The organism is Hymenobacter sp. 15J16-1T3B (assembly GCF_020711235.1).
Classification (GTDB): Bacteria; Bacteroidota; Bacteroidia; order Cytophagales; family Hymenobacteraceae; genus Solirubrum.
This window is the reverse complement of record NZ_JAJFAV010000007.1, coordinates 258,440-277,307: the sequence shown is the minus strand read 5'-3', so window position 1 is coordinate 277,307 and position 18,868 is coordinate 258,440. Positions and strand designations below refer to the sequence as shown.

Here is an 18,868-nt window from a genome sequence, read left to right as displayed (position 1 = left end):
GGGAAAAACGAGGCGGCCGGAGATACTTCGGCAAGGGAAGGGCGGCCGAAACATCAGCCGCCGAGCAGCTTCACGAAGCGCTTGGACTGTTCCTGGTAGCCCTCGCGCAGGTAAAAGCGGTGCGCCGCCTCGCGCGAGAAGCCGCTGGTGATTTCCACGCGCCCGCAGCCCCACTCGCGCAGCACCCGCTCGGCCTCCTGCAGCAGGCGCCGGCCCAGGCCCTGGCTGCGCAGCTCTTCGGCCACGGCCAGCGTCACCACGCGGCCGTCAGGGGCGCGGTGCAGGAAGGGCATCTGGTGCAAATGCGCGTAGCCCACCACCCGGCCTTGCAAATCCGCCACCAGCACTTGGTCGCCGGCGGCCGTGAGGTGGGCCAAGCGCCGGCGCAGCACGGCGGCCTCGGTGGGGTAGCCGATAGAGCCAATCAACCCGGCCAGCGCCTCCGCGTCGGCGGCTGCGGCGGGGCGGAAGAGGACTTCGCTAACGGTAATAGGAGCGGGGACGTTCATCAACGGGGGCGTTTCGGGGGCGAACAGCAAGGAAGAAGCGGCCGTTAGGGGTTGCTTTTCTGAATCTTCACCTTGTCGCCGGGCTTCACTTGCAGGATGCCGGTGCGCAGAATCGTGTCGCCCTGGGCCAAGCCGTCGGTAATTTGAATCAGGCTTTCCGAGCGAATCCCAATCTTGACCGGCTGCCGCTCGGCCTTGCCCTTCACTACTTTGTACACGATGTAGCCCGAGGCTTCCGGCGACACCGACTCGGTCGGAATCTGAATGGCCTCGTCGACCTGCCCGATCTGCAGGTTCACCCGCACGAAGGCGCCGGGGCGCAGCTCCTGTTGGCTGTTGGGGTAGATGGCCCGCACCGAGAGCGTGCGCGAGGTCGGGTCGATCTGCGGGTTGATGGCGTAGACCTTGGCGGTGTACTTCTTGTTCGAGGCTTCGTCGAGCACCTGCACCTGGTCGCCCACTTTCACGGCCGAGGCGTAGCGGCCCGGTACGGCGAAGTCTACCTTCACCGGCGACACCCGCGACACGGTGGTGATGGGCGAGTTCGGCGATACGTAGGCGCCCACCGACACCGAGCGCAGCCCCACCACGCCGTTGAACGGGGCCCGCACGTAAGCTTTGGCCAGCTGGGCCTGCAGGAGGCGCAAATCGGCCTGGGCCGTGAGCAGAGCATTGTTCGACTGTTCGTACTCCTGGGCGCTGATGTACTCTTTTTCGAGCAGGGTGCGCTGGCGCTTTTCCTGGTCGGCGTAGAGCTTGATGTTGTAGCGCAGCTTCTGCAGCTGGGCTTGGATTTCGTCGGCGTTGATGGTCAGCAGCAGCTGGCCCTTGCGCACCGGCTGGCCTTCCTGGAAGTTCAGGCTGGTGATGCGCCCGTTGATTTCGCTGCGCACGGTCACCTGCTCGTCGGCCAGCACCGAGCCGGTGGCGGCCACGGCGTCGGTGAGCTTGGTGGGCTTAACCACGTACACCTGCACGGGCACCGGCCCGCCGCCCGCGGCTCCTTTGCCGCCGCCCTTGCCGCCTTCGGCCGACTGCGAGGGGAAGTACTTGATTTTGACGAAGGCCAGCACCGCCACCACCGCGGCGGCCAGCAGCCACCAGCGCCACGCGCCGCCGGAGCGGGGTTCTTCGGGGCCGCTGGTTTCGTGGTGAACGTTTGGGGAGTCGGTTAACGGCTCGGTTTGGGGCATGACAAGAGGTATAGAAAAGCAGAACGGCCGGGCTTGCTGCCGGGCCGACCAGGCACAACAGCCGAAACCCGGCGGAAAGTTGCCGGGCGCGCAAACACCCGGCCAGTTCACGGACAAGTCCAGTAGACCCAAAAAAAGCCTGCGCGTTGCAGGCTTTTTTTGGAGAAAGGGCGGCCCGGCCGTGCGCCGGGCAGTATACGGCGTTACATAGCGCGCTGGTTGATGTAGCCTTTGGCTAAATCATTCAGCTTGGTGTCAGTGAGTTGCTCTTCCTGCAGCGTTTGCGAGAGCAGCGCCGCCGCTTCGGCGTGGCCCAGGCGCTCGGCAAAGTGCCGCGCCGTGCCGTAGCCCGATATTTCGTAGTGCTCGATGCGCTGCGAGGCGGCAATCAGGGCGGCGTCCTTCACCTCGGGGGTGGCGTCTTCGCTCAGGGTTTCCTTGCCCTCGGCCACCAGCCCCTGCATGGCCTTGCAGGTGTGCCCGCCCAGGTCCAGGCTCAGGCTGCGGCCGATTTGCTCCAGGCGCGACACCTGATCCTGCGTTTCCTGCAGGTGCATCTGAAACGCCTCGCGCAGGCGCGGGTCGCTGGCTTCCTGGGCCATCATCGGGAGGGCCTTCACCAACTGGTTTTCGGCGCTGTACAAGTCTTTCAGCTGTTCGGCGAACAGGTCGTCCAGGGAATTGAGCTTGCCTTCAAAGAAACTCATGATGTGCGGGTGTTTTGGGTGAGAATGGTAGGTGAGGCTTCGAGCGGCAACTGCGGTTCCTACGGCGGCCCCGGCGTCTGGGTTGAAACGGCCGAGTATGGGATTTGCGCAGCAACGGCGGTACGGATGCGAATAGGGCAGCAGCTGAGTAGCCAAGCCCGTCATTCGGAGGCGCGGCCGAAGGCCCTTGCTCGCGCCTCGTACTAACGGGGAAGCGCCGCCATCAGCACGTTCTTCCGCCAGGGCCGCGGCGGCTGCGCGTCGGTATTTCAGCCGGCGGCAACAACGTTTGCTCGTAGTAGGGCGAGGCGGAGCAGGGCAGAAGTAAGGTCCTGGGCCAGGGCTACGGATGAGAATCCGGGTTAGCGGCTTGTCTGTTATCTGCCCACACGCATAGCTGTGCATTCCGGCATCCACGCATTCATCCGTACCTTGCAGGTTGCATGCCTCCCCGTAGTCCCCGCCGTACCGCCACTCCGCTGCTGCCGCCGGCACCCGTGCCCCTGGCCGAGCTGCTGCGCCGCGTGCGCGACGTGCTGCACCTCGCCTTCGACGACGCCTACTGGGTGACGGCCGAAATTGCCGAAATCACCTTGCCGCGCTTCGGCGCCGGCCACTGCTACCTTACCCTCACCGACCCCGCGGCCGGCCCCGGCGGCGCCGAGGTGCGCACCCAGGTGCGGGCCACCATCTGGCGCACCCGCTACGAGGTGCTCGGGCCGCATTTTGAGGAGCAAACCGGGCAGGAACTGCGCGCCGGCCTGCGGGTGCTGGCCCGCTGCCAGGTGCGCTTCCACGAGCAGTACGGCCTCAGCCTCGACGTCATTGCCCTCGACGCCTCCTATACCGTGGGCGACCTGGCCCGGCAGCGCGCCGAAACTATTGCCAAGCTTAAGGAGCGCGACTTGCTGGAACGCAACAAGCGCCTGCCCCTGGCGCTGGCCCCGCAGCGGCTGGCGGTGGTGTCGTCGGCCACGGCGGCGGGCTGGCAGGACTTCGTGCGCCAGCTGGAAGAAGCGCCTTACGCCTTCGAGGTGGCCCTGTTCCCGGCTCAGATGCAGGGCCAAGATGCCCCGGCCAGCATGTTGGCCGCGCTGGATATGATCCGGCGCGAGCGGACGGCCTTCGATGCAGTGGTCATCATCCGCGGCGGCGGCTCCCGCACCGACCTGCTGTGCTTCGATGACTTCGGCCTTGCCGCGGCCGTGGGGGCGTTTCCGCTGCCGGTGCTCACCGGCATCGGCCACGACCGCGACGAAGCCGTGGTGGACCTCGCCGCCCACACCTCGCTCAAAACGCCCACGGCCGTGGCCATTTTTCTGGTCGAGCGCCTCGCCCGGCTCGACGCGGCCTTCGACGGCTACGGCGTGCGCATTCACGAGCTGATGCTGCAGCAACTGGCCCAGTACGGCGCCGGGCTGGAGCGCCTGGGCCGGCAGCTGGTGCAGGCCAGCCAGGGCCGCCTCGCCGCCGAGCAAACGGTGCTGCGCCAGCGCCTGCGCCGCGCTACCGACGCCCCGCGCGAGGCCTTGCAACGCGAAGCCCGGCAGCTCACCGCCCAGCGCCACCAGTTGCAGCGCACCGCCCGCCGAGCCGTGGAGCGCCAACGCCAGTACGTGCGCCACCTCGGCCGCGAGCTGCTGCGGCGCTGCCGGCGCCAGCACCAGCGCCGCCGCGAGGCCCTGCTGCGCCAGCGCTACGAGCTGGAGCTGGCGGCCGTGCGCGCCACCGCCCGCCACGCCCTGGCCCTTTCGGCCGCCACCACCCGCCACGCCGCCCTCGACCCGGTGCCGCTGGCCCGGCGCGGCTACCTGCACGCCGACAGCCTGCAGCCGCTCACGCCCGCCACGCCCCCCGGCACCGTGCTCGTGCTGCAGCTGCCCGCCGGCCCCTTGCCCGTGCAGGTTATCAACCCGGCCGCTCCGCGCCTGCCGTTCTGATAGCGGCTTCCGCATATTCCTTAACGACTCCGATTACCGCCTGACATGCCTGACCAACAACCCGCCGCCGACCGCAGCTACCGCGACGCCATTGCCGAGCTGGAAGTGCTGCTGCGCCGCCTCGAAACCGAATCCGTCGACGTGGACGACCTGACCGCCAGCGCCGAGCGCGCCGCCGAACTGATCCGCTTCTGCAAGCAGCGCCTGCGCACCGCCGAGGCCACCCTCGACCGCGTGTTCGACGCCCTCGACGAGGAAGACGACAACGCCGAGGCCTAACCACTTGCTTCTGAGTTGTTGGTACTATGAGTTTCGAATGGCCGCCGTGGCTGGACCACTGGAACATGCTCATCAACTACGTGGGGAGTTTCGGCATCATCGTGCCCACGGTGATGGGCCGGCGCCGCTGGGACCGACTATCGAGCCCCATGCGGGCGGTGTGGTGGTATTGTTTGTTCTGGTCCCTGGAGGCCCCCGTCAACCTGTTTTGCCGCAAGGTGCTGCATAATAACCGGCCGATGTATCACATCGACGTGCTGGCCGAAACGCTGCTGCTGGCCTGGGCCTACTACCTGGCTCTCGGGGCCCAACACCCCCGCCGCTGGCTGCTGGGCGGGGCCGCTTTCACTGCCATAGCCGTGGCCGACGCCACGGTGCTCAGCGGCATTTGGGAAATGAACGTGTACGCCCACACGGCCGAAACCATCCTGCTGGTTGTGCTGATCATGTTCTACTTCGAACGATGGGTACACATGCCCGAACGCCGCATCGGGCTGCGCGAAGGCATGTTTTACGTCAGCAGTGGGCAGATGATCTACTTGACCGGTTCCATCACCGGTTACGTGCTGATGCCCATGGCTACCAGCCGCGACCTGCAAGTGCCGCTGGGGGCTGTTATCGATCTGCTGTTCCTGGTGTGCCTGGGGCTGCTCATCGAAGCCTTCCGCGTGGAAGGGAAACGGGCGTCGGCAGGGCCCGCGCAGATGGTAGGGCAGACGCTAAGTCGCGAAGTAAGCCTTAACCGTTGAGAATCTTAGTGCTGCTCCGACGCGGAGGGGCTGCCAAGATGAATCCAGAAAATTATTGGCTTAATAATGTAGGTGGATACATATATTTGGGCGCCTATACTGGGCATTGACCTCTTTCCACTTTCACCTATTCACCAACAACTTTATGGGATTCAGCGGCGACGAAGGCAGCCTCATCAGCCTGGAGGCAGGCGTGGAAATGACGACCGTGTTCCGCGAAGAGCAGCCCACCCAGAATAAGGGCGTGTTCTTCGGCAAGGCCATGCTCACCGAGTTGCTCAACCAAGCCGGCGCCAAAGGCCTGCGCTTTTACTTCGCTTACGACGAAACCGGCAAGATGACGCTGGTGACCGTTGCCGCCGACGGCGAAGGCAAGGATATCCTGGACCGAGTGGGCAACAAGGGCGAAAAGTGCCCGGACAACTGCTGCGCCGCTAGCCCTCTTTGCAACGGCGAAGCCTAAGCGTACCTTTGGGCGATGGATGCTCCCACGCCAGCGCCCGCATGGCTTGATACGGCCAGACACGTGCTTAATTACATAAGCAGCTTTGGCGTATTTATTCCCCTGATTATCGGGCTCCGGCGCTGGGGCAGCCTCTCGGCGCCGGCCCGAATCATCGTTGGGTATTTCGGCTTCTGGGCGCTGGAAGCCGTCGTCGACCGGTGGAGCCGCAAGGTGCTGCACACTAATATGTACCTGTTTCACGTCACGGTGCTGGTGGAAACCTGGCTGCTGGGCTGGGCCTATTACCAGGCTTACGACCTGAAACCGGTGCGCCGCGTCATGCCGTGGGTCGGCGCCGTATTTACGCTGGTCGCACTGGCCGACGCGTTCTGGTTGGAAGGTCTCAACCACGAGAACCTAGTGGCCCGGGCCGTGCAGGTGCCGCTCATGATTATCATGATTTTGCTCTACTTCGAGCAGTGGGTTCGGGAAATGCGCCTCGACAATCCGTGGCATAACTTCATGTTTACGGTAAGCGTGGGATTGAGCATTTACTACGCAGGCTCGGTCATGAGCTACCTGAACGACACCCGCAATCCGCTGGCCGTTTCGGTTATGGGCTTTATCATCGATGCTTCCTACATCATCAACTTGGTGCTGATGACCGGGGCCCTCTGGCGCGAAGCACAGCCGCAGGCCGGCGAGTCCTACGGCCCGAAAGCGGCCTGAGGTCCGAAGCCCCGCTGCCGGATGCACCGCCTGCGAAGGAACGGCACTCCGGGGCCTAACCGGTTTTAGCAAGAAAGCCCCGCGCAAATCAGCCCGCTCGCTGCACTGGCGCCACTTGGTGGGATAGAACCCCGGATAGGATAACTTGGCTTATGGCGAGGTGCCTGTAATATGCGCGTTGGGAAATGCCGCTAACATCGGCTACATTTAGACCTTCCGAGCCATTGCCTCCGCCCTCCGGGGTTTGCATTCGGGTTCTTGTGCTTCTGCGCGGCTGTTCGCCCGGCATGGCCCGCCCCGAGTCTTGATGTAATCTACTGAATGAACTCCCTGCTTATGTCCCTCATGCTCGTCACGCCGGTCTTGCTGATCCTGGCGCTGGGCATTGTGGGCTTTGTGCTGCGTTACCAGCGCCGGCTGCTGCAGCAGCAGGAGGAGCTGCGCCGCGAGCGGGAGTATGCTCAGGCCCAGTCGCTGGAAGCGGCACTGCTGGCCCAGGAGGAGGAACGCCGCCGCATCGCCGGCGACCTGCACGACGCCGTCGGCACCATGCTCTCCATCGTGAAGCTGCACCTGAGCGGCCTGCCCGAATCGGCTACCACGGTGGAAATGACAGCCATGCTCGACCAAGCCATTTCGGAAGTGCGCCGCATCTCGCGCAACCTGCTGCCGGCCGTGCTCCAAAAATTCGGGCTGGCCTTTGCCGTGGAGGCCCTGGGCCGGGCCGTGCCCGAAGGCGGCCCTCGCGTCACCATTCAGCAGGTAGGGGAGCCCCGCCGCCTGCCTCCGCACCACGAACTGGCCGTGTACCGCGTGGTGCAGGAGTTGCTCGGCAACGGCCTCAAGCACGCCCAGGCCCGGCAAATCACCGTGCGCCTGGAATACGGGGAGCACCGCCTCGCCATCGAATACGCCGACGACGGGGTGGGCTACAACCACGCCGCCATCGAAGCCATGACTTCGCCTGATATTCGCACTGGGCTGGGCCTGACCAACCTGCGCAGCCGCGTAGCCGTGCTACGCGGCGTGCTCCGCCACGAATCGGCCCCCGGGGCCGGTACCCGGGTTTGGATTTCCTTCCCGGCCGCCTATCTTCCTATTGCTCAATCCACTCCGGCGGCTGCGCCGCTTACCGTCTCGCTTACCTCATGAGTTCTACTTCGCCGATCCGGCTAGCCATTGCCGACGACCACATCCTGTTCCGCAAGGGCCTGCGCGCCCTGCTGACGGGGTTCGACGAGATGGAAGTGCTCTTCGAAGCCGGCGACGGGCAGGACCTGCTCGAACGCCTCGACTCGGTGCCCGTGCGCCCCGACGTGATTCTGATGGACTTGCAGATGCCCATTCTCGACGGGCTGCAAACCACTCGCCTGCTGCGCGTGCAGTACCCGCAGGTGCGCGTCATCATCATCTCCATGCACGACGAGCCCGAACTCATCGAGAGCCTGAAAAGCGAGGGCGCCTTCGGCTACCTGCTTAAAAATGCCTCGCCGGAAGAAATGCGCCGGCTGATTTACGCCGCGGTGGGGCGCAAGGTGACGGCCACGGTGTGAGCCGTCAGCTGCTTATCTGAATCTAGTTACAGAATGCCGGGGAAGGCCCTGTTGTACGCCGTGAAGTGCGCCCTGCTGCTGCCGATGCCGGCACTGGCGCAGGTAAAGTACATTTCGCTGGTCGAACAGAAGCTGACCGCGCCGTTGCGCTGCGGGCGGGTGCAGCAGGTAATCGACGCCCGCGCCGACCGCGTCGGCATCGGGTGGGTGCAGAAGGGACTCGACAACAAACGCACGCTGGCCGCCCTGCGCGAGCCGCTGCCCGTGGCGCTGACGGATCTGCTGGCTACCGGCGTGGGGGCCGCCACCACGCCCTACGCCATGCGCGTGCACCGGCTGCGCGTGAGCGAACTGACCGCCAACAATTCGGAAACCGGGACGGCGGAACTGGTGGTGGATTTTCTGCGGATGTTGCCCGACCAGCGCTACGAACTGGTGCTGCGGGCCGCAGGCCGCGCGCTGCACCGCGACGTGGACGTGACGGCCCGGCATCCCGTCAATATCGCCGCGGCCGTGCAGCAATGCCTGACGCAGCTCGACTCGGCTGCCGCCCGGGGGCTGACCGTGCACGCCGTGCTCACGGCCGCCGAAGTAGCGCAGCCGGTGACGCCGCTGCTGGCCTTGCTGCCGTTTCCCATCGAGCAGGCCGCCGCGGCGCCGGCCGCGGGCATCTACCGCAGCTTCCAGGCATTTCGCTACAACCAGCCCGACGCGCAGCACCCGACGACGCTGACCAGAAGCCCCAGCACGAAAGCCGGCTGGGCCGGCACCGACGAAATTGAGGTGCACTACGTGGGGGCCGGCGGCCAGCGCACCCCCGTGCGCGACGCCTGGGGCTACTGCGACGGAAAGCACACGTACATCCTGCATCGGCGGCATTTCTACCAATTGGAACGCACCACCGAGGGCTACCGCTTCGTGGCGCCGAGTGCCCCCGATGCCGGCGCGGTAAATGCGGCGGCGCTGACGGGCGGGCTGGTCGGCGGACTGATTGCGGCCAACAATACGAGCAGCTATCGGCAGGAGCTCTGGCTGAACCTGCTTACCGGGGCAGTGGAAGCCGAGCCCCTGGCGCCGCTAGCCGAGCCGCCCGCGCACTACCTGCCGGCCGTGCCCGGCCAGCCTGCCCGCTTGGTGCTGTACGGGCGCACGCCGGCCGCCGCCACCGTGGAGGTCAACGGCCAGCCCTACGGCGCGCTCAGCGCGGATTCCGTGCAGACAACCTTGGTGTGGCAGGAACGGCGCGGCCCCGCGCAGCTGTGCATCCGGGCGACGGGACAGCCCGAAGCATGTGCGTCGGTGTACCCGTACGCCGGCCAGACGGTGTATCTGAAATGGATGCCCGGGGCATTGGTGGAAATGCCGGCCCGGGAAGCGCAGTTCGACCTGCGCCGCGGCGTGCTGCGCCAGCAACAGGCGCAGCGTAAACTGGCGGGGCGGCCGAAATAGCCGCTATCAGGGCTGTAGCTCCACGCTCGGGTCCCAGAACAGCCGCGGGAAGTCCTGCACCTGGTCGTCGACGACGCGCACGCCTTCGGCTTCGAGGGCGGCCTGCATGGCCGTGGGCCCGCCGAAAAACTGCTTGCCAGTGAGCATGCCGAGGCGGTTGATGACGCGGTGGCAGGGCACGTACTCGGCGCCGCTGAGGGCGTGGGCGGCCTGCATGGCCCAGCCCACGGTGCGGGCGCCCGAGCGGCTGCCCAGGTAGCCGGCAATGGCGCCGTAGGTGGTCACGCGGCCGGGTGGCACGAGGCGCACCACCTCGTACACGTCGTGGAAGAAGTTGCGGTTCTGCTCGTTGGGCTGCTTCATGGAAATGCGAAGATAGGGCGCGGCTGCCCGCGCCTGAACGAGCCGCGGCCGGCTAGTGTTGGGGGAAAAGGGCATCAAGGCCGGTAAAAACGCGCTTCTGTGCTACCTTACCAGCCCAATTCCCACTACCATCACCGCTTTTCCCTTCATTTTTATGAAAAACCGCAACCGCGTAGCGCTGGTCGCTACGGCCTGGAGCGCGCTGGCGCTGGGAGGCTGCGCCTCCAGCTCCAAAACCACCACGGCCAGCACCGCCCCCGCTTCGCAGCCCACCGCCAGCGCTACGCCGGCTCCAGCTGCCGAAACGTTTCCGAAGGGCACGGGCCTGAACGTGAGCAACATCGATAAGGCAGCTTCGCCTTGTCAAGACTTCAACCAGTACGCTTCGGGCAACTGGTACAAGAACAACCCCATCCCGGCCGCCGAGGTGCGCTGGGGCTCGTTCAACGAACTGGCCGACAAGAACAACGCCGTGATGCGGCAGATCTTGCAGGAGGCTGCGGCCAATAAGAACGCCGCCAAGGGCACCAACGCCCAAAAAGTCGGCGACTACTACGCCACGGCCATGGACACCATGGCCATCGAAAAGGCCGGCATGGCGCCGCTGAAGCCGGAGCTGGACCGCATCAGCGCCGTCAAGAACCTCGACGGGCTGCAGATTCAGATTGCCCGCAGCCAGCAGCTGCAAACTGGCGCGTTTTTCAACGCCTACGTGGGGCAGGACGACAAAATCAGCTCGCAGTACGCCGTCAACATCTCGCAGGGCGGCCTCTCGCTGCCCGACCGCGACTACTACCTGAAGGACGACGCCCGCTCGAAGAACATTCGCGCGGCGTACCAGACCTACTTGGTCAATACCTTCAAGCTGGCCGGCGACAACGAGGCCACGGCCCAGAAAAACGCCGCTACCATCATGCGCCTGGAGACGCGCCTGGCGAAGGCCTCCAAGAGCCGGGTGGACCTGCGCGACCCGTACGCCAACTACAACAAGATGACGGTGGCGCAGCTGCAGCAGAAGTACCCGAATCTGAACCCCAAGCACATCCTGGAGCACCTGGAGCTGAAAAGCGCCAAGGACGTGATTGTGGGCCAGCCGGCCTTCTTCCAGGAGCTGAACACCATGCTCAAGCAGGAGCCCCTGGCCGACCTGAAAACCTACCTGCGCTGGCACCTGGTGACGTCGATGACCTCGGCGCTGCCCCAGGCCTTCAACGACGAGTCGTTTAAGCTCACGCAGGTACTGACGGGCGCTAAGAAGCAGCAGCCCCGCTGGAAGCGCATGAACCGCGCCACCGACGGCGCCCTGGGCGAAGCCTTCGGCCAGCTGTACGTCGACAAGGCCTTCACGCCGGCCACCAAGGCCAAGGCTATGACGATGGTGCAGAACATCAAGGAGGCCATGGGCGAGCATATTCAGCAAAGCGACTGGATGAGCGACGCGACCAAGAAGGAAGCCATGAAGAAGCTCAACGCCTTCACGGTGAAAATCGGCTACCCGGACCAGTGGAAGGACTATTCCTCGCTGACCATCTCGCGCGACTCCTACCTGCAGAACGTCATTGCCACACGTCTGTGGAGCTACAAGGACAACACCAGCAAGTTCGGTAAGCCCATCGACCGCAAAGAGTGGGGCATGACGCCGCCCACGGTGAATGCCTACTACAACCCGGCGATGAACGAAATCGTCTTCCCGGCCGGCATCATGCAGCCCCCGTTCTTCGACCCGAACGCCGACGACGCGGTGAACTACGGCGGCATGGGCGCCGTCATCGGCCACGAAATCACCCACGGCTTCGACGACCAGGGCCGCCAGTACGACGCCGAGGGCAACCTCAAGGATTGGTGGACCAAGGAAGACGCGGAAAAGTTTGAGGCCCGCGCCGCCGTGGTAGGCAAGCAGTACGACGCTTTCACCCCGCTCGACTCGGTGCACGTGAACGGCAAGCTGACCATGGGCGAAAACCTGGCCGACCTCGGGGGCCTCAACATTGCCTACACGGCCCTGCACAAGGAGCTGAAAAAGCAGTACCCCGACGGCAACTACCCCAAGTACGACGGCCTGACGCCCGACCAGCGCTTCTTCCTCTCGTGGGCCCAGGTGTGGCGCACCAATGCCCGCCCCGAGTACCTGCGCCAGCAGGTGATGACCGACCCGCACAGCCCGGCCCAGTTCCGCACCAACGGCCCGCTGATGAACATGCCGCAGTTCTACGAGGCCTTCGGCTGCAAAGAGGACGCGAAAATGATGCGCGCCCAAGCCGACCGCGCCAAGGTGTGGTAGGGCTCAATGGCCTAACTGTTGCCTCCTTTTAAAGTTGAAAAAGGGCGGCCCGCACCATGCGGGCCGCCCTTTTTGTTTACCGCGGGTTGGTTTATCACCGTACAACCAGCTCCGAGCCGCCGTTCGAGCCTTTTCTTTGCAGTATGAGTAAATCCGTTGCCGCTGTGGCGGCCCTGTTGCTGCTGGGCCTCGCGGCCTGCCAGTCCGAAAACAAACCCGAACAAGCTGCCACGGAGCCGGCCAGCACCGAATCGACCACGCTGGCCGTGCCCGCGCCGCCGGCCGATAAAACCGCCGAATACCTGGCCAACCCGCTGGTGGGCGACGTGCTGGTGGTGCGCTTCGTGCCCGAGGGCAGCGCGGCCGAGCAGTTCTACTTCTACCAAGTCTACAAGCTCGGCGGCGACACGGTGTACACGCACCCGGCCCGAAAGCCCGTGGCCTCGGCCGATGCCGACGCCAGCCGCCCCGACATCTTCGCCGCCGAAGCCACCCGCGCCTACACCAAGCGCGAACTAGCCGAGTACCAGCACGAGTCGCCGGCCGATCCGCAGCACTCGCGGCTGGTGCGGGTGCGCCGCGGGGAATAAGGCACCCCTCATAAGCCGAACGTCATTCCGAGCGCAGCCGAGGAATGACGTTCTTTTCGTGTCTGATTCACTCCGCTGGCGTATGCACCTACACCTAACCACTCACTTCACTACTTCGACCTTCATGGTCACGTCTTTCTCGGGCCAGTCGTAGCGGTCGACGGGCACTTGGTTGATTTTCTCCACCACGTCCATGCCCTCGATGACCTCGCCGAAGACGGTGTATTGGCCGTCGAGGGCAGGGGCGCCGCCTTCGGTGGCGTAGGTTTTGAGCTCGGCGGGGGTGAGCTTGCGGCCGGCAATGCTCTGAGCCTGCTGCGGGGTGTATTTCTGGCCCACGGTGAAGTAGAAGTCGTGGGAGGAGGAGAGCTTGCCGGGATTTTTCTCGTCGTCGTAGCGGGCCATGCCCAGGGCGCCGCGGCGGTGGAAGTGGCCGGGCCGGAACTCGGGCGGAATGTGGTACTTGCCCAGCTTGATTTCGCGCTTGTCGGAGTTGCCGCCCTGCACCACGAAGCCCTTTTCCACCCGGTAAAACACGGTTTGGTCGAAGTAGCCCTTGTTGGTGAGCAGCAGGAAGCTGGCCCGGTGCAGCGGGGTGTCCTCGTACAACTTCACTTTCACGTCGCCCATTGAGGTGTGGAAGAGCACCTGCGTTTCGGGGTGTTCCTTGCCATAGGCCGTTAGCAGACGCACGGCGTTGGAGTCGCGCATGGCCGTCAGGTCGGGGCCGGGAATAGCCGGGGCCGCTGGAGCGGGCTTTTCCTGCGCGGGCGGGGGCTGCTGGTTACAGGCGGCCAGCATCGTCAGCAGGCCACAGGCGGCCGGCAGCAGCGGGGTGGGGCGGGAGCGGAGCATAAGCGGGCACGAAAAATCCCCCGAACCCAAGGGCGGGTCCGGGGGACAAACATACGAGGCAGCCGCCCGTTCGGCCGCGGGCCGGGGGCGTCGGTGGCGTTGGTGGGGGCGGTTAGAGCTTGATGCCGAGCTTCTTGGCAATGTCCTTGAACATATCCGGGTCGTAGTCGTCGGCGCCGGGCGAGTTCAGCTGTGGTTCTTCTTCCAAATCGGGGTAGGGCACACCTTCCACCGAGCCCTTCACCACTTCCAACGGCTGCCCGTCCTCGGGGTGCGGGCCGTTCCAGATCAGGCCGGCCTGCAGGTAGTCTTCCTGGCTGAAGGTGTAGAGCTTGCGGTGCAGACCCTTTTCCTCGTGCTTGCGGGCCTCTTTGAAGGCTTTGTTGCTCAAATCGGGCACGGGCACCAGCTTGGTCACTTCCACGCCGGTGAGGTATTCGAGGGCGCGGGCGTAGGCCACCACGTGCACCCCGCCGCGCACCAGCAGGTAGCCCACCATTTCGCGGGCCGTGGGGTCGGTGACCATCGAGTACACCCGCATTTTGTTGGCGCGGGCGCCGCATTCGAGGAAGAAGTTGTGCAGCAGGTCCAGCTTCAGGTTGCCGGAGTTGTGCACGTACTGCCCGGTCCAGGGGTTGCCCATCGAGTCGTAGGGCACGGCGCACTGGTTGCTGCTCAGGAAGTGGTAGCTGTTGCGCGCGTCCACGGCACCCTGCAGCGGGCCCGGCTCCGGGTCGTGCCCGCGCTTGGTGGTGCCGGTCAGCAGCAGGTTGATGGCGTACGACACGGCTTCGATGTGGCTGTATTCCTCCGCCGCAATGCTGGCCACCAGCTCGTAGAACGGCCGCAGCCGCTTGCGCCCCCGAAAGTTGAACGACTGGAACGTGTAGTTCATCAGCGTCGACATCTCGCCGTACTTGCCGCCGAGTAGCTCCTGCACGGCCGCCGCGTCGTTGGGCGAGGCGTTTTTGGGGGTGGGCAGCTCCAGGGCCAGCCGGTCAATGCGGTGAATCATAGGACGCAGGGTTATGGTTGAGGATACGACAACGCGGAACAGCATGCGGCGCTAAGGCTAACGCCCTGGCCCGGTAACAGTTATAGCCGAGGTAAACAAAAACGCCCCCGGAAACCGGGGGCGTTTAGCCGAATCGAGGGCGTACGGGTAGATTTTAGTCGCCGAAGGGGTCGTCGGATTTTTTCTCGTCTTTCTTCTTCCCGTCGTCCTTCTTCACTTTGGTTTTCTCTTTCTGCTTGGGCGCGTCCTCCTTCTTCTCCTTCACTTTCACCTTGGCCGGCTGCTCGGCGGGCTTGGCCTCCGCCGATTTGGGCGCGTCGGCGGGCGCCGCCGGGGCGGCCGGCGTCGAGGTTTCGTCCGGTATGTCGGCGGGGTTGGTGGGGCCGGCGGCTTCCTTCTGCATGGCCAGCAGCAGGTTCTGGTCCACCAGCTGGTTTTCCTTCCAAGCCTTGAGCTGGGTGTCGAGTTGCTCCTTTTCGTCCTTGCTGAGCTTGCTCGGGCGCATGAGCTTGTTCAGGTCGGGGCTGCCGGCGTCTTTCCAGGCCGAGTACCAGAACGAGGCCACCATGGTGGGGGCGCCCTTCAGGCGGTAGGCCACCATGCCGCCCACTTTCTTGTTGTACTCCTTGGCAAACTCGTCGGAGTAGGAGCGGCGCGTCTTGCCGTACTTGTGCGAGAAGGTGTACTTCTTCTCGGTGGTAAACTTCTTGTTCAGCTCCGCCTCAATGTCGAAGGTGGCGCCGAGGAAGCCGTAGGAGCTTTGGATCACGCCCCAGATGGCCGCCTGCGGGTCCTTGAGGTAGTCGGCTTTTTCCGAATCGAGCTTGTACTGGGCAATGAACAGCTCCGGCAGCTTCGATTCCCAGAGCGAGTGAATGCCCTGCTGCTTGGTGAGCTGCCCGTCGTAGTTTTCGGTGGTGTGCAGCGGCACGAAGGCGTCGGCCACGTAGTGGTCCAGGTCGGCCGAGAGGGCAATGATGGCGGTGGTGTCGCCGTCCCGGAATGCGTCGGTGAGCTTTTCCTTCACCTCCAGCACCGTCCACGGCACGGTGCCGTACTTCTTGAGCGTGTCGGCCGTGTACTTGGCCACCGCCTTGTCGTAGGCTTTCGGCATCAGCCCGAAGGGGTTGTCGCCGAAGTGGTCCATGTCGATGTAGTGTTTGTGCTCCTCGTTGGGGTCGTCGGTGCGGCGCTCGTCCGGGGCGGTGCTCAGCTTCACCAGCTGGGCCATGTGCCGAAAGTAGAAGTTCTGCATGCCGCTCGGCAGAGCGTACACGGCCACCTGCGTGATGGTGCGGTGGCCGAAGAAGCCCCAGCCGGGCGAAAACACCGGCACGAGCAAGGCCAGCGCGAGAGGAAGTAAAGCTTTTTTCATGGGCAGAAGGCCGCACATGCGGTCAGGCGGTTAAAGTTCGGGAATTTTCGGCGACGCCCGAACTCCCTGCCGCCGCCCCGCCGCCGAGTTTGCCGTTCTTGTCAGCTGCCACCGCCGCTTCCCGCCCCATGAACGACAACATTTCCAAGAAAAAGCCCTCGTACCGCATCAGCGCGGGCCTGCGCCAGTACCTGCACCAGTACGACCGCGAAACCCGCCTGCCCGTCACCTACGCCGATTTGCTGCGCCACACCGGCTCGTTTCCCTTGCTCGACCGCCAGGGCAAGGACACGCTCTGGGAAACCGTGCAGTACGAGCCGCACACGCTGCTGGAGCTCAGCCAGGGCCTGACCGAGGTGTACGCCCGCCTGAAAACCGACGGCGACCTGTCCTTCACCGAGCACCTCATTGCCGACCGCATCGACTACTGCCGCTTCGGCAATTCCAACCCGTTTCGGGTGCGCATCGTCAACCAGTTCAACGACAACTACGACTACTTCTACGTCAAGCGCGCCGATGCCTCGCGGGTGTACGGGCTGGAGCTGGAGCACCTGCTGAGCCCGAACAGCATCAACTTTCTGGTGGCCGGCGACACGCTTATCGAGGAGCACATTGCCGGCATTCCCGGCGACGATTTTATTCGCACGCGCCTCGACCGGCCCCACCTCAACCAGGTGCGCATTGCCAAGGAGTTCGTGAAGTTCAACGAGCGGTGCTTTGCCCGCCTGCTCGGCGACATGCGCTCCTACAACTACGTCGTCGACGTGACGCCCGACTTCGAGGACGAGCAGTACCGGGTGCGCGCCATCGACTTCGACCAGCAGAGCTACGAGGGCCACAAGGCCATGTACCTGCCCCAGTACTTCCGCGACAACCGCCCCGTGGTGGACTTGGTGCGCCGCCTGCTCCCGGCCGAAACCATCCGGCAGTACCAAGTGGAGGAGCGAGCCCTGATGGCCCGCCGCGCCCGCGCCGAGCGGTACCGCCTCAAGGACCTCGTCGACTGCATGCGGCAGGAGGAACTCTCGCAGCCCGACAAAATTGCCCAGCTCAAAAAGGAGCTGAACCTGCACCACCAAACCCAGGAATTCGACCGCTGCGACTCCGTGGGCGACATCGTGCGCCTGAACCTGCGCCTAGTGCTCGGCCGCCCGCGCAATCAGTGAGACGGGTAGGCAGATGGGTAGATGCGTGGCTGAGCAAATGGATGGCTGAGCTGATGACCGGACAAAAGAGCGTCATCCTGAGCCCAAGCGAAGGACCTTGCACCGCCGCTGAAGCCAACGAGCAGACACGTTCCGCCCTCCAGCTCGGAACAAAAAATGCAGCCACAGCGGCCCTGACGAATGGGCGTTGGTGGCTGCGCTTTTCAGGTAGTGCAGGGGCGAGCAAGATCCTGCGCGCTGCTCAGGATGACGGGCTAGCTTAGCTACTCATCTGCTAGTTGCGGCCCAGGCCGAAAAGCACCCCCACCGATACCTCCAGGCCGCCGGCGCTCATGGCCCGCACCACGTTGACCATGTCCTGGGAAGGCATGCCGTACGCGTAGGTATCGTTGAAGACCACCGGGTCGCCGGTGAGGCGGGCGCCGTAGCCGATGGAGCCCAGCAGGCCCACCGAGCCGGGCTGCCAGCGTACCCCGCCGCGCAGGTGCAGCACGCCGCTGGGCTTAAAGCTGAAGTTGGCCTTTTCCTCGCGGCCGCGCACATTCAGCGTCATGTCCACATTGTCGATGCGGCCGGTGCGGGCTAGCGCCGCCCCGAAGTAGGGCGTCACGCGCCGGTCGGGGCGCAGGAAATAGCGTGCCCCCACCCCGATTTTGCCGCCCAGGCCCAGCCCCAGCCCGGCGTTGACGTCGAAGTGCGGGGCCACCAGGTAAGCATATTGCACGCCGAAACCGTACGGGGCGCCCCAGCCCATTTCGAGGCCGATGGCGCTGGTGGGGTAGAGGCTGGGCAGCGGCGGCGCTTTGTAGGGCGCCGAAACCGTGGGCGTGGGCACCCGCGGCGCCGGCTGGGCCGCGGGGTCGGGGCGGCTGGGCAGCTCGGTCTGGGCCTGCGCCCCCAAAGCAGTAAATACGGCCAGCACAGCGGCCCCAATAGCAGCAACAGTATAGGTCTTCATACTACGAAGGTGGGGAAAAGCGCACGCACTGCGACGGGCGCCGGGCAGAAAAACCTGCCGCACAACGCCGCTACGCTAGCGCCGCGGGCCCAGCCCAATGCTCATGCCGAAGGAAATTTCCAGGCCGCCGGGCGCAAAGGCCCGCGCCATGCGCACGGTTTCGGGCCGCGGCCCGGCCTGCCCCTCGGCGGGCTCCCGAAAACGGATGGGGTAGCCGCTCAGGCGCACGCCGTAGCCCAAGGTGCCGAGGAAGCCCACCCGGTCGCTCTGCCAACGCAGGCCGCTGCGCAGGTGCAGCACCGCGCTGGGCCGCACGTCGTAATGCACGTCGTTGCTGAAGGAGGCGGTCTGGTCGCGCAGGCGGCCGGAGTACACCGCGTTCAGGCCGAAGTAGGGCGACGTATTGCGCTGCGGGAGTAGAAAATAGCGTGCCCCAGCGCCGGCCTTGAGGCCGCTGGCCGCCAGGCCGCCGCCCACGGTGGCCTCCAGCTTGTCGCTGAAGAAACGGCCCACGTCGAGGCCCCAGCCGTAGGGGGCGCCCCAGCCGGCCGTCAGGCCTAGGGTGGTGCGGTAGTAGGGGCCGGGCGGTTCGGCGCGGGCGGCGCTCAGGGCCAAGGGCAGCACAATGATGCCGGCCAGCAGACGGGGAACGTTCATGCCGTAAAGAACCGCGCTAGCGGCCCCGTCGTCAATCCCCTAATGATGTGAGGGC

20 protein-coding genes are annotated in these 18,868 nt (G+C 65.0%); 11 read left to right on the top strand and 9 right to left on the bottom strand.

What is annotated here, in order from left to right:
* Window positions 1-53: 53 nt before the first annotated feature.
* The 3 genes from LJ737_RS14195 to LJ737_RS14185 all read right to left on the bottom strand — a co-directional run bounded on the left by LJ737_RS14195 (window position 54) and on the right by LJ737_RS14185 (window position 2,409).
* On the bottom strand, window positions 54-509 hold the full coding sequence (locus LJ737_RS14195) for a GNAT family N-acetyltransferase (RefSeq protein WP_227766810.1): 456 nt from the start codon (window positions 507-509) through the stop codon (window positions 54-56).
* 44 nt (window positions 510-553) lie between these two features.
* Window positions 554-1,702, bottom strand: coding sequence for an efflux RND transporter periplasmic adaptor subunit (locus tag LJ737_RS14190; protein ID WP_227766809.1), 1,149 nt, complete (start codon window positions 1,700-1,702; stop codon window positions 554-556).
* Between the two features lie 203 nt (window positions 1,703-1,905).
* Window positions 1,906-2,409: a YciE/YciF ferroxidase family protein gene (locus LJ737_RS14185; RefSeq protein WP_227766807.1), complete on the bottom strand. Its 504-nt coding sequence runs from the start codon at window positions 2,407-2,409 to the stop codon at window positions 1,906-1,908.
* A gap of 443 nt (window positions 2,410-2,852) precedes the next feature.
* On the opposite strand from LJ737_RS14185, the gene xseA reads away from it, so the two are divergent.
* The 8 genes from xseA (at window position 2,853) to LJ737_RS14145 (ending at window position 9,553) form a co-directional block, all read left to right on the top strand.
* Window positions 2,853-4,349 carry an exodeoxyribonuclease VII large subunit gene (xseA, locus tag LJ737_RS14180; protein WP_227766804.1) on the top strand — a complete coding sequence of 499 codons (1,497 nt, stop codon included), beginning with the start codon at window positions 2,853-2,855 and terminating at the stop codon, window positions 4,347-4,349.
* A 45-nt stretch (window positions 4,350-4,394) separates the two neighbouring features.
* Entirely contained in the window at window positions 4,395-4,628 is a 234-nt protein-coding gene (gene xseB / locus LJ737_RS14175; RefSeq protein WP_227766801.1) for an exodeoxyribonuclease VII small subunit, read from the top strand.
* A gap of 26 nt (window positions 4,629-4,654) precedes the next feature.
* Entirely contained in the window at window positions 4,655-5,377 is a 723-nt protein-coding gene (locus LJ737_RS14170) for a hypothetical protein (protein ID WP_227766798.1), read from the top strand.
* A 145-nt stretch (window positions 5,378-5,522) separates the two neighbouring features.
* The gene (locus LJ737_RS14165; RefSeq protein ID WP_227766797.1) at window positions 5,523-5,840 is read left to right on the top strand and encodes a hypothetical protein; all 318 of its coding nucleotides are present in this window, start codon (window positions 5,523-5,525) and stop codon (window positions 5,838-5,840) included.
* 63 nt (window positions 5,841-5,903) lie between these two features.
* A complete protein-coding gene (locus LJ737_RS14160) occupies window positions 5,904-6,551 on the top strand; it encodes a hypothetical protein (RefSeq protein WP_227766795.1) in 648 nt (215 codons plus the stop codon).
* A 321-nt stretch (window positions 6,552-6,872) separates the two neighbouring features.
* Window positions 6,873-7,703: a sensor histidine kinase gene (locus LJ737_RS14155; protein WP_227766793.1), complete on the top strand. Its 831-nt coding sequence runs from the start codon at window positions 6,873-6,875 to the stop codon at window positions 7,701-7,703.
* Window positions 7,700-8,104, top strand: coding sequence for a response regulator (locus tag LJ737_RS14150; RefSeq protein ID WP_227766791.1), 405 nt, complete (start codon window positions 7,700-7,702; stop codon window positions 8,102-8,104). The genes LJ737_RS14155 and LJ737_RS14150 overlap by 4 nt, the downstream gene beginning before the upstream one ends.
* Before the next feature lie 33 nt (window positions 8,105-8,137).
* A complete protein-coding gene (locus LJ737_RS14145) occupies window positions 8,138-9,553 on the top strand; it encodes a hypothetical protein (RefSeq protein WP_227766789.1) in 1,416 nt (471 codons plus the stop codon).
* Between the two features lie 6 nt (window positions 9,554-9,559).
* Here the strand turns inward: LJ737_RS14145 and LJ737_RS14140 are convergent, their stop codons facing one another.
* Window positions 9,560-9,916, bottom strand: a complete 357-nt coding sequence (locus tag LJ737_RS14140) for an MGMT family protein (RefSeq protein ID WP_227766786.1) — start codon at window positions 9,914-9,916, stop codon at window positions 9,560-9,562.
* Between the two features lie 154 nt (window positions 9,917-10,070).
* Here LJ737_RS14140 and LJ737_RS14135 point away from each other — a divergent pair, with 154 nt between their 5' ends.
* Together LJ737_RS14135 and LJ737_RS14130 are read left to right on the top strand one after the other, a co-directional pair.
* Window positions 10,071-12,197 carry a M13 family metallopeptidase gene (locus LJ737_RS14135; RefSeq protein WP_227766784.1) on the top strand — a complete coding sequence of 709 codons (2,127 nt, stop codon included), beginning with the start codon at window positions 10,071-10,073 and terminating at the stop codon, window positions 12,195-12,197.
* A gap of 143 nt (window positions 12,198-12,340) precedes the next feature.
* Window positions 12,341-12,787, top strand: a complete 447-nt coding sequence (locus LJ737_RS14130; RefSeq protein WP_227766782.1) for a hypothetical protein — start codon at window positions 12,341-12,343, stop codon at window positions 12,785-12,787.
* A gap of 102 nt (window positions 12,788-12,889) precedes the next feature.
* Here LJ737_RS14130 and LJ737_RS14125 read toward each other — a convergent pair whose 3' ends face one another.
* The 3 genes from LJ737_RS14125 to LJ737_RS14115 form a co-directional block, all read right to left on the bottom strand.
* Window positions 12,890-13,642 carry a peptidylprolyl isomerase gene (locus LJ737_RS14125; protein WP_227766780.1) on the bottom strand — a complete coding sequence of 251 codons (753 nt, stop codon included), beginning with the start codon at window positions 13,640-13,642 and terminating at the stop codon, window positions 12,890-12,892.
* A 112-nt stretch (window positions 13,643-13,754) separates the two neighbouring features.
* Entirely contained in the window at window positions 13,755-14,657 is a 903-nt protein-coding gene (locus tag LJ737_RS14120; RefSeq protein ID WP_227766778.1) for a manganese catalase family protein, read from the bottom strand.
* Window positions 14,658-14,811: 154 nt separating this feature from the next.
* Window positions 14,812-16,032 carry a zinc dependent phospholipase C family protein gene (locus LJ737_RS14115; RefSeq protein ID WP_227766776.1) on the bottom strand — a complete coding sequence of 407 codons (1,221 nt, stop codon included), beginning with the start codon at window positions 16,030-16,032 and terminating at the stop codon, window positions 14,812-14,814.
* A 128-nt stretch (window positions 16,033-16,160) separates the two neighbouring features.
* Between LJ737_RS14115 and LJ737_RS14110 the strand changes: the two genes are divergently transcribed.
* The gene (locus LJ737_RS14110) at window positions 16,161-17,198 is read left to right on the top strand and encodes a hypothetical protein (protein WP_227766775.1); all 1,038 of its coding nucleotides are present in this window, start codon (window positions 16,161-16,163) and stop codon (window positions 17,196-17,198) included.
* A 274-nt stretch (window positions 17,199-17,472) separates the two neighbouring features.
* Here LJ737_RS14110 and LJ737_RS14105 read toward each other — a convergent pair whose 3' ends face one another.
* Entirely contained in the window at window positions 17,473-18,156 is a 684-nt protein-coding gene (locus tag LJ737_RS14105; RefSeq protein WP_227766773.1) for a hypothetical protein, read from the bottom strand.
* A 75-nt stretch (window positions 18,157-18,231) separates the two neighbouring features.
* Complete coding sequence (locus tag LJ737_RS14100; RefSeq protein WP_227766771.1) at window positions 18,232-18,813, bottom strand: hypothetical protein; 582 nt, start codon at window positions 18,811-18,813, stop codon at window positions 18,232-18,234.
* Window positions 18,814-18,868 lie beyond the last annotated feature (55 nt).